Consider the following 19386-nt stretch of genomic DNA (forward strand, 5'->3'; position numbering starts at 1 on the left):
CAACAGCGGCGCAAACCCTCACCGTTCGGCCGGCGCGGTGACCAGGTGCCGCAGACCGACACCGGCCAGTGCCGAGTTCGCCTCGGCGAACAGCGCGCGTGCCGAACTCCGGTCACCTCGGCCGGCCCGGCCGGCGAAGGCCCGTGCCAGCGCCTGCTTGGCCAGCGCGATCCATGGCCACGCCTCCCGTTCGGTGAGCCAGGACAGGGCCGAGGTCAGCTGGCTCTCCGCCTCGTCCCAGTCCCCGGCGACCACGGCGAGCCGACCGAGGTGGAACGAGACCGGGCCGACGAAGGTCCGGTAGCCGACACCGCAGACCAGCCCGGCGTGCCGCGCCAACCGCGTCCGCAGCGCGTCGGCCGTCATCGGGTCGCCCAGCTCGACCGCGCCGAGCGCGAGCACGCCCATCAGGTGTGGCCACTCGTCGCCGGGCGGGAGAGGTTCGGCACCGGTCGCGAAGGCCCGCACGGTGAGGTGTGGTCCTCCCCTGGCTCCACCGGCGAGCGCCAGCAGGGAGCGTTCGGCGGCCTCGAGCCCGGTCACCGGCGACCTGACGGCGGCCGGCTGGAGGCTGGTGCGCAGCAGTCCGGCGACCAGCAGCTGCCGTTCCGCGAGACTGCCCGGCGCCGGGCTGACCGCCGACGAGCCGTCCACGGCGGTCGCCGCCGCCGGCGAAGCGGCCCGGTCGCCGTGCCCGGTGAAGACCGCGGCGGCCCTGGCGGTGAGCGCGGCGTCGGTGAACCTGCCATGGGTGACGGCCGTCGCCACCGCGTGCTCGAGCAGCAGGGCGTCGCCGAACCGGCCGGCGTCGTGCGCCGCGGCCACCAGTGCGGCCAGCGCGTCGCTCCGGGCGCCGAGGTCGCCACGCAGCTCCGCGGCCATGGCCTGGTGGTGCGCGGCGACCAGCCGCGCGTCAGCGTCGTCCACCGCGGTCGCGACCGCGAGCAGTTCACCGGCGAGGGTGTGCCGCCAGGCCACCGCCTCCATGTCGCCGACGAGCAGGCCGAGCTCCCTGGTCAGCGCGACGAGCGCCGCGTCGGCCAGCGATCCCGCGACGACCGTGGACCCGAGCCGGACCTGCCTGGCCAGCAGCCGACCGAGGATCACCCCGTCGATCCCACCGGCGCCCGGTCCCGGCGCGTGCTCGCGGACCTCCTGCACCAGCAGCTCGATCAGGGCCGCGGCCTCACCGCGCAGCTCGGGTCGGGTGCCGACGGCGTCGGCGAGACCGAGTGCGGCCCGCGCGGCCACCGGCAGGCGCTCGCTGTGCACCGCGTGCAGCGCGCCGTCGAGCAGGGTCTGCTCGCACCCCGGGTGGCCGGCGGCGAGCTGTGCCAGTCCGAGGTTGGTGATCGCCTCGGCGTGCAACCTGCTGTCGGCGCTCGGCACGTGGCGCAGCGCGTCGCGGTGGAGGCGCACCGCGTCCTCCGCCGCGCCGTCCGCGCCGGCCCGCGCCGCGGCCCGCCACAACCACCGCACGGCCCGCTGGTCCCCGCCCTCGGTCGCGCCGGCTGAACGGTGATGGGCCAGTGCGCGGGTGTAGCCGGCGAGGTCGCCGGCGCGCCGACTTTCGATCACGTCCGCCAGCCGGGAGTGCAGGCCCCGGCGGCGGACCGTGCTGAGCCGCGCGTAGACGGACCGGCGCAGCACGTCGTGGGTGAAGCGGTACCGGCCGGAGCGTGCCGCCCCGGCCTCGGAGAGGATCCCGGCCGCCAGCAACAGGTCCAGGGCGTCCATGGCACGGCCGGAATCCAGTTCGGCCACCTCGACGACCAGGTCGAGCTCGAAGACCCGGCCCGCCGCGGCCGCGGCGCGCAGCAGGCGGCGGGGCTCTGGCGCGAGCCAGGCGAGCTGGGCGGCCGCGTAGTCGTGGATGGCCGGGGACAGCTCCTCACCCGAGTCGCCGTCCCGCTCGCACGGCCACTGGAGCAGTTCGAGCAACAGGTAGGCGTTGCCGGCCGTGTCGGCGACCAGCCGGCGTGTGCTCGGCAGCTCCGCGAGGAACTCCTCCGGCACGACCTCGGTGACCAGGGCCGCCACGTCCCGTTCGGTGAGACCGGGCAGGGAGAGGCGGTACAGCCAGCCGTCCTGGTCGACCGCCTGGACGGCGGCCAACAGCCGGTCCGGACGCCGCGCCGCCGGCCCCGCGGTCGCCACGACCAGCAGCGACGCCTCGTGCCGGCGCCGGAACACCTGGCGCAGCACCGCGAGGGTGTCCTCACCGGCGAGGTCCAGCTCGTCCAGGAACAGCAGTACCGGCCGGTCGCGGGAGACCCGCACCACCAGGTCGACGACCGCCGCCGGATGTTCGGACGCGGTGGGATCGGCGGCCAGTGCGGCCAGCACCGCCCTGGCCCGGGCGTCGTCCTGGTCGTCGAGCCCGGCGGTGAGCAGCTCACCGATGGCCTCCGCGAACGGCTGGTACGGCACGGACGGATCCCGGTCACAGCGCCCGTGCGCCACCAGCCCCCCGCTGAGGCTGATCCGGTGGGCCGCCTCGGTCACCAGCCGGGTCCGGCCGACGCCGGCCTCGCCGGTGACCAGGACCATGTGGCTGGTCCCGCGCTCCGCCCGGGACCAGGCTCGTGCCAGCGCGGCCAGCTCACCGACCCGCCCGACGAACGGGGCGGGCGAGCGGGGCCCCCGCTGGGACGGGTCCTCCTTGTCGTCGGGCGCCGGCCCGCCGAGCAACGCGACGTAGGCCGCCTGGCTCTCCGGTGACGGATCGATCCCCAGTTCGTCGGCCAGGGTGCGCCGCAGCTCGTGGTAGGTGCGCATGGCCTCGGCGCAGTTACCGGCGGCGACGTGCGCGGTCATCCTGGCCCGGTACGCGCTCTCCCGCAGTGGCGCGTGCCGGACCACCTCGTCGGCGAGCCGCAGCGCGGCCACCCCGTCACCGGCCGCCGACGCCGCGAGGCTCGCGGTCTCCAGCGCGGTCGCGAGCAGTTCCGCCAGCCGCGCCCGCACCTCGTTGACCCAGTCGCCGTCGTGCTCGGGCAACAGCGGCCGCCGCAGGCAGGTGAGCGCAGACTCGGCCAGCCGCCGCGCGTCGGCGGACGCCCCCTCGGCGTGCGCGGCGACCGCCTCGGCGACCTCCTGTTGGGCGCGTTCGAGGTCGATCACGGCGCCGGGTGGCAGCCGCAGCAGGTACCGCCCGCCCTGGGCCACCACCGGGACGCCGTCGTCGGTCGTCGCGCCCGCGACGAACGAGCGGACCCGGCTCACCACGCTGCGCAGCGCCGAGGCCCAGGTGTCGGGCAGTCCGTCCGGCCAGATGGTGTCCGCGAGCTGGTCCCGGCCGGTACCGCCGGGGCCGTCCAGCGCCATCCGGACAAAGGCGACCCGCGCCTGCGCGCTCGACAGGTGGTGCGACCCGGTCGACTCGCACTCGATCGCCACGAGCCCGGTGAGCCGAACCAGCACGCCGGGGTTCGGTGGCGGATCCGGTAAGTCAGGCAGCATCGTTCCTCCTCCACCTAGACCCTGCGGCCGACCGTTCGCGGACCGGTCACGTCCGGCTTGGGCAGCGCACGGTGTTGCGCCCCGGTTGCGCGTCCCCCCGTAGAAATCCCAGGTGCCATGACCGTGGTTAGTGGGTGAGGAGACGCACGTGAACGCTTCAGCTGCCTGGCAACACCTCGAGCCGAAAGTTGCGGCGATCAACCGGCGAATCGACGAGCTCGAGTGGGAACCCAGTCGCCGCAACAACTTCGTCTCCTACCGGCCGGAGATGGACAGTCCCTACGTCGAGGTCGACGGCGAGCGCCTGTTGATGATGTCCGGCTACGGCTACATCGGGCTCGGCGGCGACGAGCGCGTCGCCGCCGCCGCGAAGGCCGCGATCGACCAGTACGGCACCGGCACCCCCGGCGTCCGCGCGCTCGCCGGCACCATCCCGCTGCACGAGGAGCTCGAGGCCGAGGTGGCCCGGTTCACCGGCCGGGAGAACGCCCTGGTGTTCAGCTCGGGCTACGCCGCGAACGTCGGCACGGTCGGCGCTCTGGCCGGTGCGGGCGACACGGTTCTGCTGGACAAACTGGACCACGCGAGCATCGTGGACGGCGCCCAGCTCAGCGGCGCCACCGTCACCCGTTTCCGGCACAACGATCCGCGCCACCTGGACCTCCGGCTGGCCGCGACCAACCCGTCCGGCACCCGGCTGGTCGTGGTCGACAGCGTGTACTCGATGGACGGCGACATCGCACCGCTGCCGGAGCTGCGTGAGGTGTGCGACAAGCACGGCGCGCTGCTCATGGTGGACGAGGCGCACGCGCTCGGTGTCATCGGCGCCACCGGACGCGGCATCGAGGAGCACTTCGGCGGCGAGGTCAAGGCCGACATCAAGGTCGGCACGCTGTCCAAGGCGGTGCCCTCCAACGGCGGCTGGATCGTCGGCTCCGCGGACTTCCTCCAGTACCTCAAGCGGCACGCCCGGCCGTTCCTGTTCTCCGCCGCGCTCGCCCCGGCCCAGGCCGGCGCCGCGCTGGAATCGTTGCGGATCCTGGACCGGGAGCCGGAGCGGGTGACCTACGCGCAGCGGGAGTCGGCCAGGTTCCGCCAGGTGATGTCCGACGCCGGGATGAACACCGGTGCCAGCCAGAGCGCGGTAGTGCCGCTGATCGTCGGCTCCGACGAGAACGCCTGGGAGTTCGCGACCGCCTGCCGCAAGGCCGGCGTGGTCGGGCTGCCGGTGATCACCCCGGCCGTGCCGCCCGGTCTCGCCCGGCTGCGGATCGCGATCACCGCCAAGCACAGCCGGGCCGACATCGACTTCGCGATCGACGCCTTCCTCACCGCGGCGCGCCAGTGCCACCTGATCGGGGAGTGACGGCGATGGCGCGCACATCGACGAGGACGCCGATCGCGATCACCGGACTCGGCGTCGTCACTCCCGCCGGTTCCACGGTGGACGACTTCTGGGCGACGCTGCTCGCCGGGCGCTCCACGGCGGCGCCGCTGGAGACCGACGTGGACAGTGGCGAACTCGGCGTCCGCTTCGGCTGCGCGGTCCGCGGGCTCGCGGACGTCGGGCTCATCCCGCCGAAGGAGTCCCGGCGGATGGACCCGTTCGCGCGCTTCGGCGTCACCGCGGCGCTGAGCGCCTACCGCGACGCCGGGTCGCCGAGCCCCGACCCCCGGCGCACGGCGATCGTGGTCGGCAACGCCGTCGGCGGCCGGCAGACCACCGACGCGGAAAGCGGCAACTACTTCCGGCACGGTCCGCAACGGGTGAACCCGCTGCTGCCGCTGGTGAGCATGCCCAACGCGGCGGCCGCGCTGCTGGCGATGCGGCTGGGCTGGCACGGACCGGCGCTCACCATCGCCACCACCTGCGCCAGCGGCGTGGACGCCATCGGGCACGCGATGCTGATGCTGCGCGACCACCGCGCGGACGTGGTGATCGCGGGCGGAGCCGAGTCGACGCTCAGCCCCGTGACCCTGGCCGCGTTCGCCAACCTCAACGCGGTCTCCGCCCGCTTCGAGGAACCGGAGCTGGCCAGCCGGCCGTTCGACGTGGACCGGGACGGGTTCGTCATGGGCGAGGGTGCCGGCTTCGTCGTCCTGGAACGCGCCGACGACGCGCGGGCCAGGGGCGCGCGAACCTACGGCCTGGTCGCCGGCTACGGCAGTACCGCCGACGCGCACCACCTCGCGATGCCGCTGCCGGACGGCTCCGCGGCGGTCACCGCGATGCAGGAGGCGATCGCCGACGCCGGCCTCGACCCGAGCGATATCGCGCACGTCAACGCGCACGGCACCTCCACCCAGCAGAACGACCGCGCGGAGGCGAACGCGCTGACCAAGGTGTTCGGTCCGGGCGGACCACCGGTCACCTCGACCAAGAGCGTGATCGGCCACCTGATCGGCGCGGCCGGTGCGGTGGAGGCGATCGCCGCGGTGTTGACCAACCAGCACGCGGTCGTGCCGCCGACCGCCAACCACGAACGGCTGGAGCCGGGAATGGAGATCGACGTGGTGCACCGCGAACCACGATCCATCACGCCGGGGCCGGCGCTGTCGAACTCGTTCGGCTTCGGCGGGCACAACGCCTGTCTGGTGGTGACCCCCTGATGACGACCAGCGCTCCTCCCCCACCGTCGGGCGGCCAGGCGGTCGCCACGCTCGTCCGCGCCGTCACCGCCGGCGAGCTGGCCGGCTACCGCGACGCGGTCCGCACGGTGCTCGACTCGCCGGCGCCGGGTGGCGGCACTCCCACGCCGTCGCCGGTGCACCCGTTCGTCCTCGCGCACCAGGCGTTCGAGCTGGCGTTCGGCAAGATCGGCGCGACCAGGGCGGACGGCACCGAGCCGACGCGGGTCCACCTGAGCCAGGAGATCCGCGTCGACCGGCCACTTCGGCCAGACGAGCGGGTCACCGTCGAGGTCGACCTGCTCGGCGCCCGCCGCGAGGCCGGCGGGGTACGGGTGGCCCTGCGCGCCATGCTTGTCGGGGCGGACGGGACGCAGTTCGCCGAGCTGGTCACAGGGGCTCTGCTCGGCGGCGCGGTCACGCCGGCACCGTTCGGCGAGCTTCCGCCGTTTCCGGCGCACCGCGGCAAGGCCACCGGCACCGTCCTGAGCCGACAGTTGACCCGGGACAGCGTACGGCGGTACGCGGAGGTGTCCGGCGACGACAACCCGATCCACCTCGACGACGCGGCCGCCGAGGCCGCCGGCTTCGACGGGGTCATCGCGCACGGCATGAGCGTGCTCGCCATGGTCTGCGAGGAGGTCGTCGACCGGCACGCCGGCGGAGACGCCACGCTGGTACGGGAGATCGGTGTCCGGTTCTCCACCCCGGTCCGGCCGGGCGAGCCCGTCGACATCACGCTCCAGCCGGCCGGCGACACCGTCTGCTTCAGCTGCCGGACCCCACACGGGCTGGCGTTGAAGGGCGGCTGGGTGACCCTGGGCGAGCCGCCCCTGTTATCCGCGACCGAAGGCACGATTGCGAGCACCTGATGGCAGACCTGTTACCGGCCCCCGGTTTCCACGAAGCGTTCCTCGCCCAGGTCGACACCCGGCCGAACGACGTCGCGCTGGTGTGGCACAGACAGGAGACGACCTACCGCGAGCTGTACGAGATGGCGAGCAAGGCCGGCGCGCAGCTGGTCGGGCTCGACCTCGGCCCGGACGAGCCGGTCGGCGTGCTGGCCAAGAAGTCCCCCGCCGCGGTCGCGCTGGTGCTGGCCTGCCTGCTGGCCGGCAGACGGTTCCTACTGCCCTCACCCGCGCTCGCCGAACGCACCCTGACCACCCTGTTCGCCCGCGCGGACTGCCGGTACGCGCTGGTGCCGGACAGCGACCCGATCCCGATTCCGCCCGCGTCGGGTCCACCCGCGCTGCGGGTGGTCGACCAGACCGACGTCTCGTTCATGCTGACCACGTCCGGGTCGACCGGGCTGCCCAAGATCGTCCCGCTCAGCCAGTCCGGTGTGGACAGGTTCGTGGCGTGGGCGGCGGACGCCTTCGACATCGGGCCGGGCCGGTCGGTGCTCAACTACGCCCCGCTCAACTTCGACCTGTGCCTGCTGGACGTGTGGACCACGCTGGCGCACGGCGGGCGGGTGGTCATGATCGACCCGGCGTACGCGGCCAACGGGTACCACCTGCTCGATCAGCTGACCCGACACGAGGTGCACGTCGTGCAGGCGGTGCCGATGTTCTACAGCCTGCTGATCTACGGCGTGGTGACCCGCGACCCCGAGCGGGTGTTCCCGTCGGTGGAGCACGTGATGTCCACCGGCGACGCCATCCCCGACTGCACGCTCGAACAGCTGCCTGCGCTGTTCCCGTCGGCGCGGCTGCACAGCATCTACGGCTGTACCGAGACCAACGACAGCTTCGTGCACGAGGTGGACCGGGACACGGCCGGCAAGTCGGGCCCCATCCCGCTCGGCGTCCCGGTGTCCGGGTCGAAGGCCGAGATCGTCGGCGCGGACGGCGCGGTGCTGGACGGCTCCGGGATGGGCGAGCTGTACGTGTCCACCCCGTTCCAGACCACCGGCTACCTCAGCCGACCCGACCAGGACCACCGCTTCGTCCCCCATCCGCACGGCTGGGATGACCGGCGCTACTTCCGCACCGGCGACCTGGTCCGCCGGGACGACAACGGCCGGATGTTCCTGGTGGGGCGCAGCGACTTCCAGGTCAAGGTTCGCGGGGTCGCGGTCAACACCGCTGAGGTGGAGCGGGTGCTGCTCGACCACCCCGAGGTCGACGAGGCCGCGGTGGTCGCCACGCCGGACGACCTCGCCGGGAGCGTCCTGCGGTGCGTGGTGCGGCGCACGCCGGGCAGCCGCCTGAACAGCCTCACCCTGCGCGGCCACTGCGCGAAGAACCTCCCGCAGGCCGCGATCCCCACGGTGCTGCGCATCGGCGACGAGCCGCTGCCCAAGACCCCCACCGGCAAGGTCGACCGCAACGCCGTCAGTTTTCCCGATGTATCGCCGACCGCACGAGGAAGGGTGTCATGAGCAACATCGACGCAATCAAGAAGTTCCTGATCGACGAGTTCCTCCCGGACGTCAGCGCCAGCGAGCTCGACGTCGACCACGACCTGCTGGCCGACGGGCTCATCGACAGCCTCGGGGTGCTGAAGCTGATCGCGTGGATCGAGGAGCGGTTCGCCCTCACGGTGACCGACACCGAGCTGGACCCGGACAACTTCCGCAGCATCTCGGCGATCGACGCGTTCGTCGAGGACTCGCGCAAGCCGACCGCGGCCGGGGCCTGAGACCGATGGGCGGGGTACTGGAAGGGCTGATGGCCGGGCAGGCCGACGTCCCGCTCGAGGACTGGCGGTCCTTCTGGGACCGGCTGGAGGCCGGTGGGGTCGACCGGGGCGAGGCCGTCGCCCTGCTGTCCTCACTGGCCACCCGGCTCCCGGACCACGGCACGCTGTGCGGCCTGCTCGCCTCGTTCGACGAGCGGCGGCCGGCGGCGCCCCGGCACTGGGCGAACGCGGTCAACATCGTCGGCACCGGCGGCGGGCCGCGTACGTTCAACATCTCCACCGCGTCGGCGTTCGTGGCCGCCGCGGCGGGGGTGCCGGTGGTGAAGACCGGGTCCCGCGCCTACACCAGCAAGGTCGGCTCGATCGACCTGCTGGAGCGGCTCGGGATCGGGCTGACCAAGTCGCACGCGGACACCGAGGAGTCGCTGGACCGCTTCGGGCTCGCGTTCGCCGGCCAGTTCGTCTACCCCACGGTGCTCACCCGGCTGGCCAGGACCATCCTGCCGACCAGCATGCGGTGGTTCGGCCGCTTCCTGAACACCGTCGGGCCGTTCCTCGCCGGACTGCCGGTGGCCGCGCAGGTCACCGGCGTCTCGGCCGCCGCCCCGCTGGCCCGGCTGCGGCAGCTGACCGGCGAGGTCGAGAACCGCGCGATCTGGTTGTGCACCAACGACGTCGGAGCGGACGAGCTGCTGGGGTTCGCGAACAACGTGATCCACACCGGCGGCGGCGAGATCTGGCTGCCGCGCGGAAAGCACACCTCCGGCACCGGCACGCTGGCCGCGGTGGCCTCGGGCGAGGGCGACCCGGTGGCCGGGTTCCTCGACGTCCTGGCCGGCACGGCGGGCGAGGTCGCGACGGAGACGGTCTGCCTGAACGCCGCCGCGATGGCCGTGGCGTCCGGGCTGGTCGACAGCTGGGAGCAGGCCATCGCGGACGCCCTGCGGGCCGTGCGCGACGGCGCCGCGCTCGACCTGGTGGAGCGCATGCGGTCGCCGCGCCGGCGGGCGGCACCGGTACGGGCGGTGGCGAATGGCTGAGTTCTTCCCGCGCCGCGGCGACGGCGGGTACGGCCTGGCGTTGTTCCTCAACGCGGGCGACCCGCCGTTGCCGGTGCTCGAGGACCTCGTGCACATGCTCGACGAACGCGGCGTGGAGTGCCTGGAGCTGGCGGTGCCGTTCCCCGACTCGGTCACCGACGGGCCGACGATCCGCCGGTCGGCCCGGCGGGCGCTGGACGCGGGCGTGGAGCTGGCGGACGTGCTCGCGTTCGTCGAGCGGGTGCGGCCCGGTCTGCACCGGCTGCGGATCGCGCTGCTCGCCGACTGGAGCCACTCGGTGAAGCCCCGGCCGCTGGCCGACGTCGTCGGCGAGGTCGCCGGGTCCGGGGTGGACGGGCTGCTGCTGCACGCGCTGCCGCCGCGGCTGCGTACCGACTACCACGCGGCCGCCGCCGACGCCGGGCTGCCGATCGTGACCACCTGCTACCACGGCGTCTCGTCGCCGCGGGTGCTGGACGAGGCGGCCGCCAACGCCTCGGCCTACCTGTACCTCGTGGCGCACTACGGCCGGAGCGGCACGTCGGCGGCGCCCGACCTGGCCGGGCTCGCCGGCACCGTCGCCACGCTGCGCGAGCGCACCGCGGTGCCCATCGCCGTCGGGTTCGGCGTGCGCACCAGGCAGGACGCCGAGTCGGTCGCCGGGTGCGGCGCCGACGCGGTGATCGTCGGTTCGGCCGGCGTCGCGCGGGTGGAGAACGCGCTCTCCGCCGGCCGGGACGTGGTCGCCGACTTCGAGGACTTCGTCTCGTCCATCGCGGCACGGGACGGGGAGTACACCCAGATCAGGACCGGAGGTTGATCATGATCGTCCGCAACATCGACAACGTGCCCACGGTGGAGTGGGGCAACGGCCTGAGCCGCCGCTTCCTGGTCGCCGACGACGGCGTCGGCTACACCGTGACCGACACCCTCGTCCGCGCGGGCACCAAGTCCCGCCTGGAGTACCGCAACCACCTGGAGGCCTGCTACTGCATCGAGGGTTCCGGCGAGGTGGTGGAGCTGGACGGGACCTCGCACCCGCTGACGCCCGGCACGCTCTACGCCCTCGACGAGCACGACGCGCACTTCCTGGTGGCCAGCCCGCACGAGGACCTGCGCCTGGTGTGCGTGTTCACCCCGGCGCTGCGCGGCGACGAGGTGCACAGCCTCGACGAGCACGTTTCCTCGGCGTACTAGAAGGCGGTTGTCGTGAACAGGTGGAACGCGGACCAGCGCGCGCTGCGCGAGGGGCTGGCCCGCTGGCAGGACGACCTCAGCGACGGGCACGTCGAGCGGGACGAGGAGGGCGGCTTTCCCTGGGACAAGTGGAAGCTGATCAAGGAGACCGGGATCCTCAGCCTGCCGTTCGACGAGCGCTGGGGCGGGCTCGGCCAGGACGTCATCACCACGATGTACGTCCTGGAGGGTCTCGGCGAGGGGTGCCGCGACGGCGGGCTGAGCTTCTCGGTGACCACGAGCATCTGCAGCACCGGCGTTCCACTCGAACAGTTCGGCACCGACGAGCAGAAGAGCCGGTACCTCCCGCGGATCTGCTCCGGCGAGTCGATCGGGGCGCACGCCATCACCGAGGCCGGGGGCGGGTCCGACGCGATGCGGATGCTGACCAGGGCCGAACGTGACGGCGACGAGTACGTGCTGAACGGGAGCAAGACGTTCGTCAGCAACGGGCCCGTCGCGGACGTGTTCGTCGTCTACGCGCGTACCCGCCCGGACGCCGGAGCGCTGGGCATCACGGCGTTCCTGGTCGACCGGGACACCCCCGGCCTGTCGACCGGCGGCCCGCTGAAGAAGATGGGGCTGCGGACCTCGCCGCTGTCGGAGCTGTTCTTCGACGACTGCCGGGTGCCGGCGGCCAACGTGCTCGGCCGGGTCGGCGGCGGGTTCATGGTGATGGACTACGTGATGAAGCGGGAGATCCTGTTCTCGTTCATCGTCAACGTCGGCGAGATGCAGCACCGGCTCGACCGCTGCGTCGAGTACGCGAAGACCCGGGTCCAGTTCGGCAAGCCGATCGGGTCCCACCAGTCGATCGCGAACAAGATCGTCGACATGAAGATCCGGTTGGAGACGTCCAGGAAATGGCTCTACGACACGGCTGAGCGGCTGATGGCCGGCGAGAACGTCACCGTCGACCTCGCCATCGCGAAGCTGCTCACCAGCGAGAGCAACGTGGAGTCGAGCCTGTCCGCCGTGCAGATCTTCGGCGGGCACGGCTACATGGCCGAGCACGGGCTGGAGAAGGACGTGCGCAACTCGGTCGCCGGGACGATCTACTCGGGGTCGACGGAGATCCAGTACAACCGGGTGGCGGCGATGATGGGACTCGGGAAGTGACCGGCACCGGCGCGCCGCTGCTCAAGGTGTGCGGGGCGACGTCCACGGCGGATGTCGCCCTGCTCGCCGAGTCCGGCGCGGACCTCGTCGGGTTGTGGCACGGGATCCCCGGCGGGCACGCGGAGCTGTCCCCGCCCGACGCCGCGGCGCTGGCCGACGCGACCAGGGCGGCCGGCGCCGAGCCGGTGCTGGTGACCTTCTCCGGTGACGTCCCCGCGCTGGCCGCGGTGCTGCGGCTGACCGGGATCCGGTGGGTGCAGCTGCACGCCTACCAGCTCCCGGCGACCGTGGCGGCCCTGCGCGCGGCCGTGCCGGACGGGCTCACCGTGGTGAAGGTCCTGCACATCCGGTCCGGCACCTGCCTGGAACGCCCCCTGCTCGGCGCGTACGAGCGGGCCGGCACCGACCTGTTCCTGCTCGACGCGCTCACCGACGACGGCCGGGTCGGCAGCACCGGCCAAGTGCTCGACGCCGCCGACGTGCTCGCCGCCGTCGAGCACACCGACCGCCCGTTCCTGCTGGCCGGCGGCCTGTCCGAGGCCAACCGGGTGGACTTCGACGCGGTCGTCGCCCACCCGCGCTACGCGGGCATCGACGTGGACACCGCCGCCAGGGACGCAGGCGGGCGCTTCACCGGCCGCGCGATCCGCGGCATCGCGCGGGCCTGGCACACCGCGCGCCACCCCCGAGACGAGGTCGCATGAGTCGGTTCATCGAGTCCCTGCGCGCCGCCCGTCGCCCGCTGGTCATGGAGATCAAGCGGCACGACGGCGACGGCGCCGACCTGCTCGGCGGCCGGTCGGTCGCCGAGGTGCTGGCCGCCTACGAGGCGGTGGACGCACCCTGCGTCTCGGTCGTCACCGGGCGGTGGTTCGGCGGCACCGAGGACATGCTGCGCGAGGTCGCCGAGCGCACCGACCGCCCGGTGCTGCAGAAGGACTTCATCACCCGGCGCGACCAGGTCGCCAGGGCCGCGGACCTCGGCGCGTCGGCCGTACTGCTCACCGCGGGGCTGCTGCCCAGGACGAGCATGCCGGTCCTGGTGGAGGCCTGCCTGTCCGCCGGGCTCACCCCGTTCGTCGAGGTCACCGGCGAGGCCGAGATCGACGCCGTGCCGCACGCCGACGAGTGCGTGATCGCGGTGAACAACAAGGACATCCGGACCAGGGAACGCGACGCGGGTGACATCGGCCGCAGCCTGCGGCTCCTGCCCGCGCTGGTCCGCGGCGGCACCCGGTGCCCGGTCAGCGCGAGCGGGATCGGCGGCCCGGCGGTCGCGGCCCGGCTGCTCGACGCCGGCTACGCGGGCCTGCTGGTCGGGACCTCGTTGCTGCGCACCGGGAACCTCGACGACTACCTGTCCGAACTGGACGGCCGGCTGGCCGACGCGACCGCCGTGGAGGGCACCCCATGAGTTGGATCCGGCAGTTCCGGGACGCGCCCGGTACGTCGCACCGGCTGGTGTGCTTCCCGTACGCGGGCGGCACGGCCAAGTACTTCCTGCCCTACGCGAGGGCGCTGCACGCGCGCGCCGAGGTGCTGGCCGTGCAGTACCCCGGCCGGCAGGAGCGCCGGCACGAGCCACCCGTCGACGACCTGGACGAGTTGGCCCGGCTGGTCGTCGACGAGGTGCTGCCGCTGACCGACCGGCCGCTGACGTTCTTCGGGCACAGCATGGGCGCCGCGCTCGCGTTCGAGGTGGCCCGGCTGCTGGAGGGCAAGGGGATCGTGCTCACCGGCCTGTTCGCCTCCGGCCGGCGCGCGCCGTCGCGGCACCGGGTGGAGCGCACCCACCTGCTCGACGACGGACGGCTGCTCGGCTCGGTCCGCGACCTCGCCGGGGCCAGCGCCCGGCTGCCGGGGTTCGACACGTTCGCCCGCGGCGCCCTGCCGCTGATCCGGGCCGACTACCGGGCCGCCGAGACCTACGAATACGTCCCGGGGCCCGCCCTGTCCTGCCCGGTCTTCGCGCTCACCGGCGACGACGACCCGCTGGCGTCGGTCGAGGAGGTCGCGTCCTGGCGCGACCACACCACCGACCGGTTCGAGCTGCGGGTGTTCGGCGGCGGCCACTTCTACCTCGACGAGCACCGGGCCGGCGTGATCGAGCTGCTCGCCGGCCACCTCTCCCGAGCCTAGGACGCGGTCAGCAGCTGGCCGCTGGTGTGCTGGCGGTGCAGCACCGGGTCGGCGTTGAGGATCGCGCGCTGCAGCCGCTGGATCCACACCGACGGCTCCAGCCCGAGCTCGTCGACCATCGTGGTGCGCAGGTCACGGAAGATCTCCAGCGACCGCCACTGCCGGCCGGACCGGTACTGCGCGATCATGAACTGCGCGCACAGCCGCTCGTTCATCGGGAACCGCGCGGTCAGCTCGGCCAGCTCGCTGAGCAGGACGTGGTGGCGCCCCAGGCACAGGTCGGCGTCGACGCAGTCCTCCAGTACACCGAGCCGGCTCTCCTCGAGCCGGTTCACGTGCACGCTGAGCGGGTGCCCGGTCGGCACGTCCACCAGCGCCGGCCCGCGCCACATCTCCAGCGCCCGGCGCAGGGTGTCCGACGCCGCCCGGTAGTCCTCGCGCGCCATGTCCCGCCTGCCCTGGTGGGCGAGCTGCTCGTACCGGCAGGCGTCCAGGTCCTGCGGACCGATCCGCAGCGTGTACCCGGTGTGCTGGGTGACCAGCACCGTCTTGCTCACCTCGGTCTTCGACATCCCGAGCGCGGTGCCGATGCGCTGTCGTAAGTGGAAGATGTAGGTCTGCAGGGTCTGTTGCGAGGTCTCCGGGGGCCGGGTGCCCCAGAGTTCCTCCAGCAGGACCCGGACCGACACCACCTCGTTGGCGTGCAACGCGAGCAGCGCGAGCACCTGCCGGTGCTTGGCCGCACTCGGGGTCATCGCGCGGCCGTCGACGTACGCCTCCAACGGTCCCAGGACGTTGATCTGCATGGCCCTTACCTCCCAAGCTCGGACTGGCCGGAGCACCTGGGAGAACGCTCGCAGAACGATCAGCCGGCCGGCAGTGAGCAGGGCACGATCGGAGATGTGAAATGTCGCGCGGCGCGGTATGACGAAAACACACCCGAGCGGTGAGGCGAGCACTGGCCGGCGCGGGCGCTGGTCTCGACACTTCTCATTACAAGGCCACGAGGTCGAAAGCCACTCGAGTCCAGAGGGAGTCAGCATGCCCGCCGCCGCAACCTCCAACGTCATCACCCGGCTGGCCGCGTTCAGCGCCGACGCCGGGCAGCCCGACCTCCGCCCCGTCGTGGAGATCGAGCGATTCGATCACTGGCACAACCAGCCGGACTCCTTACTGGCCCCCACGTCCATCACCTGGGTGGACCAGCCCGTGCCCACCGGGCGCGCGGCATGACCGGCACCGAGATCGGCTCCGGACTCGGTCCTGAGCTTGTCGGGTTCAAACGACATCTGCGGGCCGAGGTCGGCAACGGGGTGACCTACCTGTTCTCCGAGCGGGGTATGACGACCCTGCGCGGCGCCGAGGTCTCCGCGCTCACCCCGCTGCTCGACGGCACCCGCAGCATGGACGAGTTGCTCGATGTCGCGGAGGACCTGCCGAGGGAGAAGGTCGAGGCCGTGGTGGCCCAGCTGAACGAGGCCGGGCTGCTCTCCCTGCGCAAGCCGGACGTCGAGCTGACCGCGGACGAGCCGACCCTCGCCTACTGGGACACCGTCGGGCTCGACGCCGTGGAGGCGGTGTCCGGCACGGTCACCAAGTCGATCGCGGTGTTCACCGTCGGCGAGGTCGACACGGTCTCCGCCTGGTCGGCGTTCCGGGCGGCCGGGCTCGCGGTGACCGCCGGGCTCCCGCTCGACCCGGCGCACCTGGACGTCGACCTCCCGGTCGTGCTCTGCGACGACTACCTCAACCCGTGCCTCGGCGAGATGTCCGAGGCGCTGCGGGTGGCCGGGATCCCGTGGCTGCTGGCCAAGCCGGCCGGCGCCCAGGTGTGGATCGGACCGTTCTTCGAGCCGGCCACGACCGGCTGCTGGTACTGCCTGGCGAACCGGCTCCAGCAGCACCGGCTCGCCGAGTCCTGCGCGGTCGACGAGCTGGGCCGCCCCGGCCCGATCCAGGCCCCGATCGCCTCGGTGTCGCCGCTTGCCGGGGCCGCGATGGACCTGGTGGTCCTGGAGGCCACCAAGTGGCTGGCCGGCCAGCGTTACGTGGGCCAGCGCAGTGTCTGGGTGATGGACAGCGTCGACCTGTCGTCGCGGCACCACGAGCTGCGCGGCCGCCCGCAGTGCGAGCACTGCGGCGACCCCGACCTGGTGCGCCACCAGGCACGCCGCCCGGTGGTGCTCGGCTCCCGGCCGAAGGCGCCCGGCGGGTCGCACCGGGCGATGACGCCGGAGGAGACCCTGGCCCGCTACCGGCACCTGGTCAGCCCGGTCGCCGGGGTGGTCAAGGAGATCCACCGCGACCGGCGCGGGCCCGCGCTGTTCAACTCGTACCGCTCCGGGCAGAACGCCGCGCAGGGCACCCGTTCGCTGGACACGCTGCGCGCCACGCTGCGGATGGAGAACGGCGGCAAGGGCGTCACCGCGCTCGAAGCCGAGGTCGGTGCGCTGTGCGAGGCGGTCGAGCGCTACAGCGGCACCTACCAGGGCGACGAGCAGCGGATCAGGGGCAGCCTGCGCTCGCTCGGGGACAGCGCGATCGACCCGAGCACCTGCCAGCTGTTCCACGACCGCCAGTACCGCGACCGCACCGGCTGGAACACCACGCACTCGGCGTTCCAGCACGTGTGCGACCCGTTCGACGACGAGGCGGAGCTGGACTGGACGCCGGTGTGGTCGATGACCGGGCAGACGCACCGCCTGCTGCCCACCGGGATGCTCTACTTCGGCACGCCGGTGGAGTCGGGCCCGCGCTTCGTGCAGGCCGACTCGAACGGCAACGCGGCGGGCAGCAGCCTGGAGGACGCGACGCTGCAGGCGATGCTGGAGCTGGTCGAGCGGGACGCGGTGGCGCTGTGGTGGTACAACCGCACGCCGATGCCGGGGATCGACCTCGGCGCGTTCCGCGACCCGTGGGTGGACGAGGTGCTGGCCGCGTACGCCGGGGTCGGCCGCGCGGTGTGGGTCCTGGACGTCACCTCGGACCTCGGCATCCCCGCGATGGCGGCGGTGTCCGGCCGGACGGACGGCGAGCGCGAGGACATCATGTTCGGGTTCGGCGCGCACCTCGACCCGAGGGTCGCGCTGCGCCGCGCGCTCACCGAGCTCAACCAGCTGATGCCGGCGATGGTCGCCAAGGGCGACGGCGACCGCTACGAGTGCGACGACCCGGACGCGGTGCGGTGGTGGCGGGAGGCCACGGTGGCCAACCAGCCGTACCTGCTGCCCGACCCGGCGGTGCCGGCGCGGACGCCGGCCGACTGGAGCCGGCCGCCGTCCGCGGACCTGTACGACGACGTGCGGCGGGTCCACGACGCCATCGCCGGACAGGGCATGGAGGTGCTGGTCCTCGACCAGACCCGGCCCGACGTCGGGCTGCCGGTGGTCAAGGTGGTCGTGCCGGGGATGCGGCACTTCTGGGCGCGGTTCGGTCCAGGCCGCCTCTACGACGTCCCGGTCCGGCTCGGCCGCCTGACCGAGCCGACGCCCTACACCGAGCTGAACCCGTACCCCATGTTCATGTGACCAGCTGACGCACCGCACGTGGCACCCGGCGGCAGCGGCCGCCGGGTGCCACTTCGTGGAGGAGTTCCCATGCCCTTCGAGCACGACGAGCCGCTCCACGCCAGGAGCCACCTGCGCTCGCTGAGCGAGGATGTCCTGGTCGAGCGGCCGGACGAGCAGGACACCCGGCTGCGGGTGGTGACCCGCTGGGGGGAGTTCGTCTTCGACGACGTGACCCCGGGCGTCCGCGTGGCCATGGAACGGATGAGCATGGGCCCGAACTCCGTCGCGAACATCGAGCCGGCGAGCCGGGAGGAACGGGCGGAGCTGCGCCGGATGCTGGACCTGCTGAGCGGATCCGTGGTGCACACGCTGCGCCTCGACGACGACGGCGGCGCGCTGCTGTCGGTGGTCCCGGTGGCCGAGCACGCCCGCTTCGCGGTGGCCGACATCAAGCCGGACCAACCGGTGCGGCTGTCCCGCTTCGCCGCGATCCGCGCCGGACGCGAGGAGCTGGTGCTGGACTCCGCGGTGGCCCCGTTCCAGGTGGTGCTGCACCGCGCGCTCACCTACCGGGCGGTGTTCTCGCTCGGCCGGACGACGACCGTCGCCGAGCTCGCGGGCGTGCTGCGCGCCGCCCCGCCGGTCGTCGCGGACCTCGTGGGGTACCTGGTCGCCGCGGGCGTGGTGCTGCGCGAACCCGACGGCGCTGACGACCACTCGACGCTCGCCGGCTGGTCGCACCACGACCTGATGTTCCACGCCCGCACCAGGATCGGGCGTGACCTGCTCACCCCGGCGGTGTCCCGCGACGGGCCGGCACCGCCGGTGACCAGGCCGCTGCCACCCGGTCCCCGGTTTCCGCTGTACCGCCCGGAAAGCGACGACCTGGTGGACTCCGGTCCGTCGCTGACCCGGGTCATCGAGACCGACCGGCTACGCCGGATCGTCTCCGACCGGCCGCTGGACGCCAAGCAGCTCGGCGAGCTGCTCTACCGCGCCGCCCGCGTCCGCTCGGTGTCGGCGGTGTCCCCCGCGGACCACTCGGGGGTCAGCTACGAGACGTCGGACCGGCCGTACCTGAGCATCGCCGGCCTGTACGAGCTGGAGCTGTACGTCACGATCAACCGCTGCGCCGAGCTGCCGCGCGGGATCTACCACTACGACCCGGCCGGGCACGCCCTCACGCTGGTCAACGACTCCCCCGCCGACCTGTCCGCGCTGCTGGACAACGCGCGCATCGCGGCGGGCCGCCGCGAGCACCCGCCCGCGCTGATCACCGTCACCGCACGGGCGGACCGGCTGCTGTGGCTGATGAGCGGCACCGGGTACGCGACGACGCTGATGCACCTCGGTGCGCTGCAACAGACCCTGCACCTGGTGGCCGCCGCGGCGGGCCTCGCGACGTACCCGCTGGCGCTGGACACCACCGACACCACCGAGCGGGCGCTCCGACTGGACTGGCCGGCGGAGGTGGGCATCGGCGAATGCGTCGTCGGATACCGCCATCCGTTGCCCTGACGAACGGACCGGCGGTGCGCATTTCAGATGCGAAAATTTTTGCTAGACTCCACACACAGTGTCGTCCCTGCTTTACGACTTGAGGAACC

At 72.9% G+C, this 19386-nt stretch carries 17 protein-coding genes; 15 read left to right on the plus strand and 2 right to left on the minus strand.

The window, feature by feature from the left end; translation table 11 throughout:
* Nucleotides 1-18: 18 nt before the first annotated feature.
* Nucleotides 19-3462, minus strand: a complete 3444-nt coding sequence (locus tag JT362_RS02420; protein ID WP_260189325.1) for an ATP-binding protein — start codon at nucleotides 3460-3462, stop codon at nucleotides 19-21.
* A 148-nt stretch (nucleotides 3463-3610) separates the two neighbouring features.
* Between JT362_RS02420 and JT362_RS02425 the strand changes: the two genes are divergently transcribed.
* Genes JT362_RS02425 through JT362_RS02480 form a run of 12 tightly spaced genes read left to right on the plus strand, consistent with a single transcriptional unit; the run spans nucleotide 3611 to nucleotide 14270 of the window.
* Complete coding sequence (locus tag JT362_RS02425) at nucleotides 3611-4828, plus strand: aminotransferase class I/II-fold pyridoxal phosphate-dependent enzyme (RefSeq protein WP_260189326.1); 1218 nt, start codon at nucleotides 3611-3613, stop codon at nucleotides 4826-4828.
* 5 nt (nucleotides 4829-4833) lie between these two features.
* Complete coding sequence (locus tag JT362_RS02430) at nucleotides 4834-6072, plus strand: beta-ketoacyl-[acyl-carrier-protein] synthase family protein (RefSeq protein WP_260189327.1); 1239 nt, start codon at nucleotides 4834-4836, stop codon at nucleotides 6070-6072.
* Nucleotides 6072-6962 carry a MaoC family dehydratase gene (locus JT362_RS02435; RefSeq protein WP_260189328.1) on the plus strand — a complete coding sequence of 297 codons (891 nt, stop codon included), beginning with the start codon at nucleotides 6072-6074 and terminating at the stop codon, nucleotides 6960-6962. The genes JT362_RS02430 and JT362_RS02435 overlap by 1 nt, the downstream gene beginning before the upstream one ends.
* Entirely contained in the window at nucleotides 6962-8476 is a 1515-nt protein-coding gene (locus JT362_RS02440) for an AMP-binding protein (RefSeq protein WP_260189329.1), read from the plus strand. The genes JT362_RS02435 and JT362_RS02440 overlap by 1 nt, the downstream gene beginning before the upstream one ends.
* Nucleotides 8473-8736 (plus strand): phosphopantetheine-binding protein, encoded by a 264-nt coding sequence (locus tag JT362_RS02445; protein ID WP_260189330.1) that lies wholly within the window; start codon nucleotides 8473-8475, stop codon nucleotides 8734-8736. The genes JT362_RS02440 and JT362_RS02445 overlap by 4 nt, the downstream gene beginning before the upstream one ends.
* A gap of 5 nt (nucleotides 8737-8741) precedes the next feature.
* Nucleotides 8742-9776 carry a hypothetical protein gene (locus JT362_RS02450; RefSeq protein ID WP_260189331.1) on the plus strand — a complete coding sequence of 345 codons (1035 nt, stop codon included), beginning with the start codon at nucleotides 8742-8744 and terminating at the stop codon, nucleotides 9774-9776.
* Nucleotides 9769-10596 carry a tryptophan synthase subunit alpha gene (trpA, locus tag JT362_RS02455; protein ID WP_260189332.1) on the plus strand — a complete coding sequence of 276 codons (828 nt, stop codon included), beginning with the start codon at nucleotides 9769-9771 and terminating at the stop codon, nucleotides 10594-10596. Before JT362_RS02450 ends, trpA begins: the two co-directional genes overlap by 8 nt.
* Before the next feature lie 2 nt (nucleotides 10597-10598).
* Nucleotides 10599-10973, plus strand: a complete 375-nt coding sequence (locus tag JT362_RS02460) for an ectoine synthase (protein ID WP_260189333.1) — start codon at nucleotides 10599-10601, stop codon at nucleotides 10971-10973.
* Between the two features lie 12 nt (nucleotides 10974-10985).
* Nucleotides 10986-12131, plus strand: a complete 1146-nt coding sequence (locus JT362_RS02465) for an acyl-CoA dehydrogenase family protein (protein WP_260189334.1) — start codon at nucleotides 10986-10988, stop codon at nucleotides 12129-12131.
* A complete protein-coding gene (locus tag JT362_RS02470) occupies nucleotides 12128-12835 on the plus strand; it encodes a phosphoribosylanthranilate isomerase (RefSeq protein ID WP_260189335.1) in 708 nt (235 codons plus the stop codon). The genes JT362_RS02465 and JT362_RS02470 overlap by 4 nt, the downstream gene beginning before the upstream one ends.
* Nucleotides 12832-13545, plus strand: coding sequence for a beta/alpha barrel domain-containing protein (locus tag JT362_RS02475; RefSeq protein ID WP_260189336.1), 714 nt, complete (start codon nucleotides 12832-12834; stop codon nucleotides 13543-13545). Before JT362_RS02470 ends, JT362_RS02475 begins: the two co-directional genes overlap by 4 nt.
* Complete coding sequence (locus tag JT362_RS02480; protein ID WP_260189337.1) at nucleotides 13542-14270, plus strand: thioesterase II family protein; 729 nt, start codon at nucleotides 13542-13544, stop codon at nucleotides 14268-14270. Before JT362_RS02475 ends, JT362_RS02480 begins: the two co-directional genes overlap by 4 nt.
* On the opposite strand, the gene JT362_RS02485 is transcribed toward JT362_RS02480, so the two are convergent.
* Nucleotides 14267-15076 (minus strand): AfsR/SARP family transcriptional regulator, encoded by an 810-nt coding sequence (locus tag JT362_RS02485; protein ID WP_260189338.1) that lies wholly within the window; start codon nucleotides 15074-15076, stop codon nucleotides 14267-14269. The two genes, JT362_RS02480 and JT362_RS02485, sit on opposite strands and share 4 nt — an antisense overlap.
* A gap of 235 nt (nucleotides 15077-15311) precedes the next feature.
* On the opposite strand from JT362_RS02485, the gene JT362_RS02490 reads away from it, so the two are divergent.
* The 3 genes from JT362_RS02490 to JT362_RS02500 all read left to right on the plus strand — a co-directional run bounded on the left by JT362_RS02490 (nucleotide 15312) and on the right by JT362_RS02500 (nucleotide 19297).
* Nucleotides 15312-15503, plus strand: coding sequence for a hypothetical protein (locus tag JT362_RS02490; RefSeq protein ID WP_260189339.1), 192 nt, complete (start codon nucleotides 15312-15314; stop codon nucleotides 15501-15503).
* Nucleotides 15500-17797 carry a TOMM precursor leader peptide-binding protein gene (locus tag JT362_RS02495; RefSeq protein WP_260189340.1) on the plus strand — a complete coding sequence of 766 codons (2298 nt, stop codon included), beginning with the start codon at nucleotides 15500-15502 and terminating at the stop codon, nucleotides 17795-17797. Before JT362_RS02490 ends, JT362_RS02495 begins: the two co-directional genes overlap by 4 nt.
* A 69-nt stretch (nucleotides 17798-17866) precedes the next feature.
* Nucleotides 17867-19297, plus strand: coding sequence for a SagB family peptide dehydrogenase (locus JT362_RS02500; protein WP_260189341.1), 1431 nt, complete (start codon nucleotides 17867-17869; stop codon nucleotides 19295-19297).
* The last annotated feature ends 89 nt before the right edge of the window (nucleotides 19298-19386 follow it).

The organism is Actinophytocola gossypii, assembly GCF_025165815.1.
Lineage (GTDB): Bacteria > Actinomycetota > Actinomycetes > Mycobacteriales > Pseudonocardiaceae > Actinophytocola > Actinophytocola gossypii.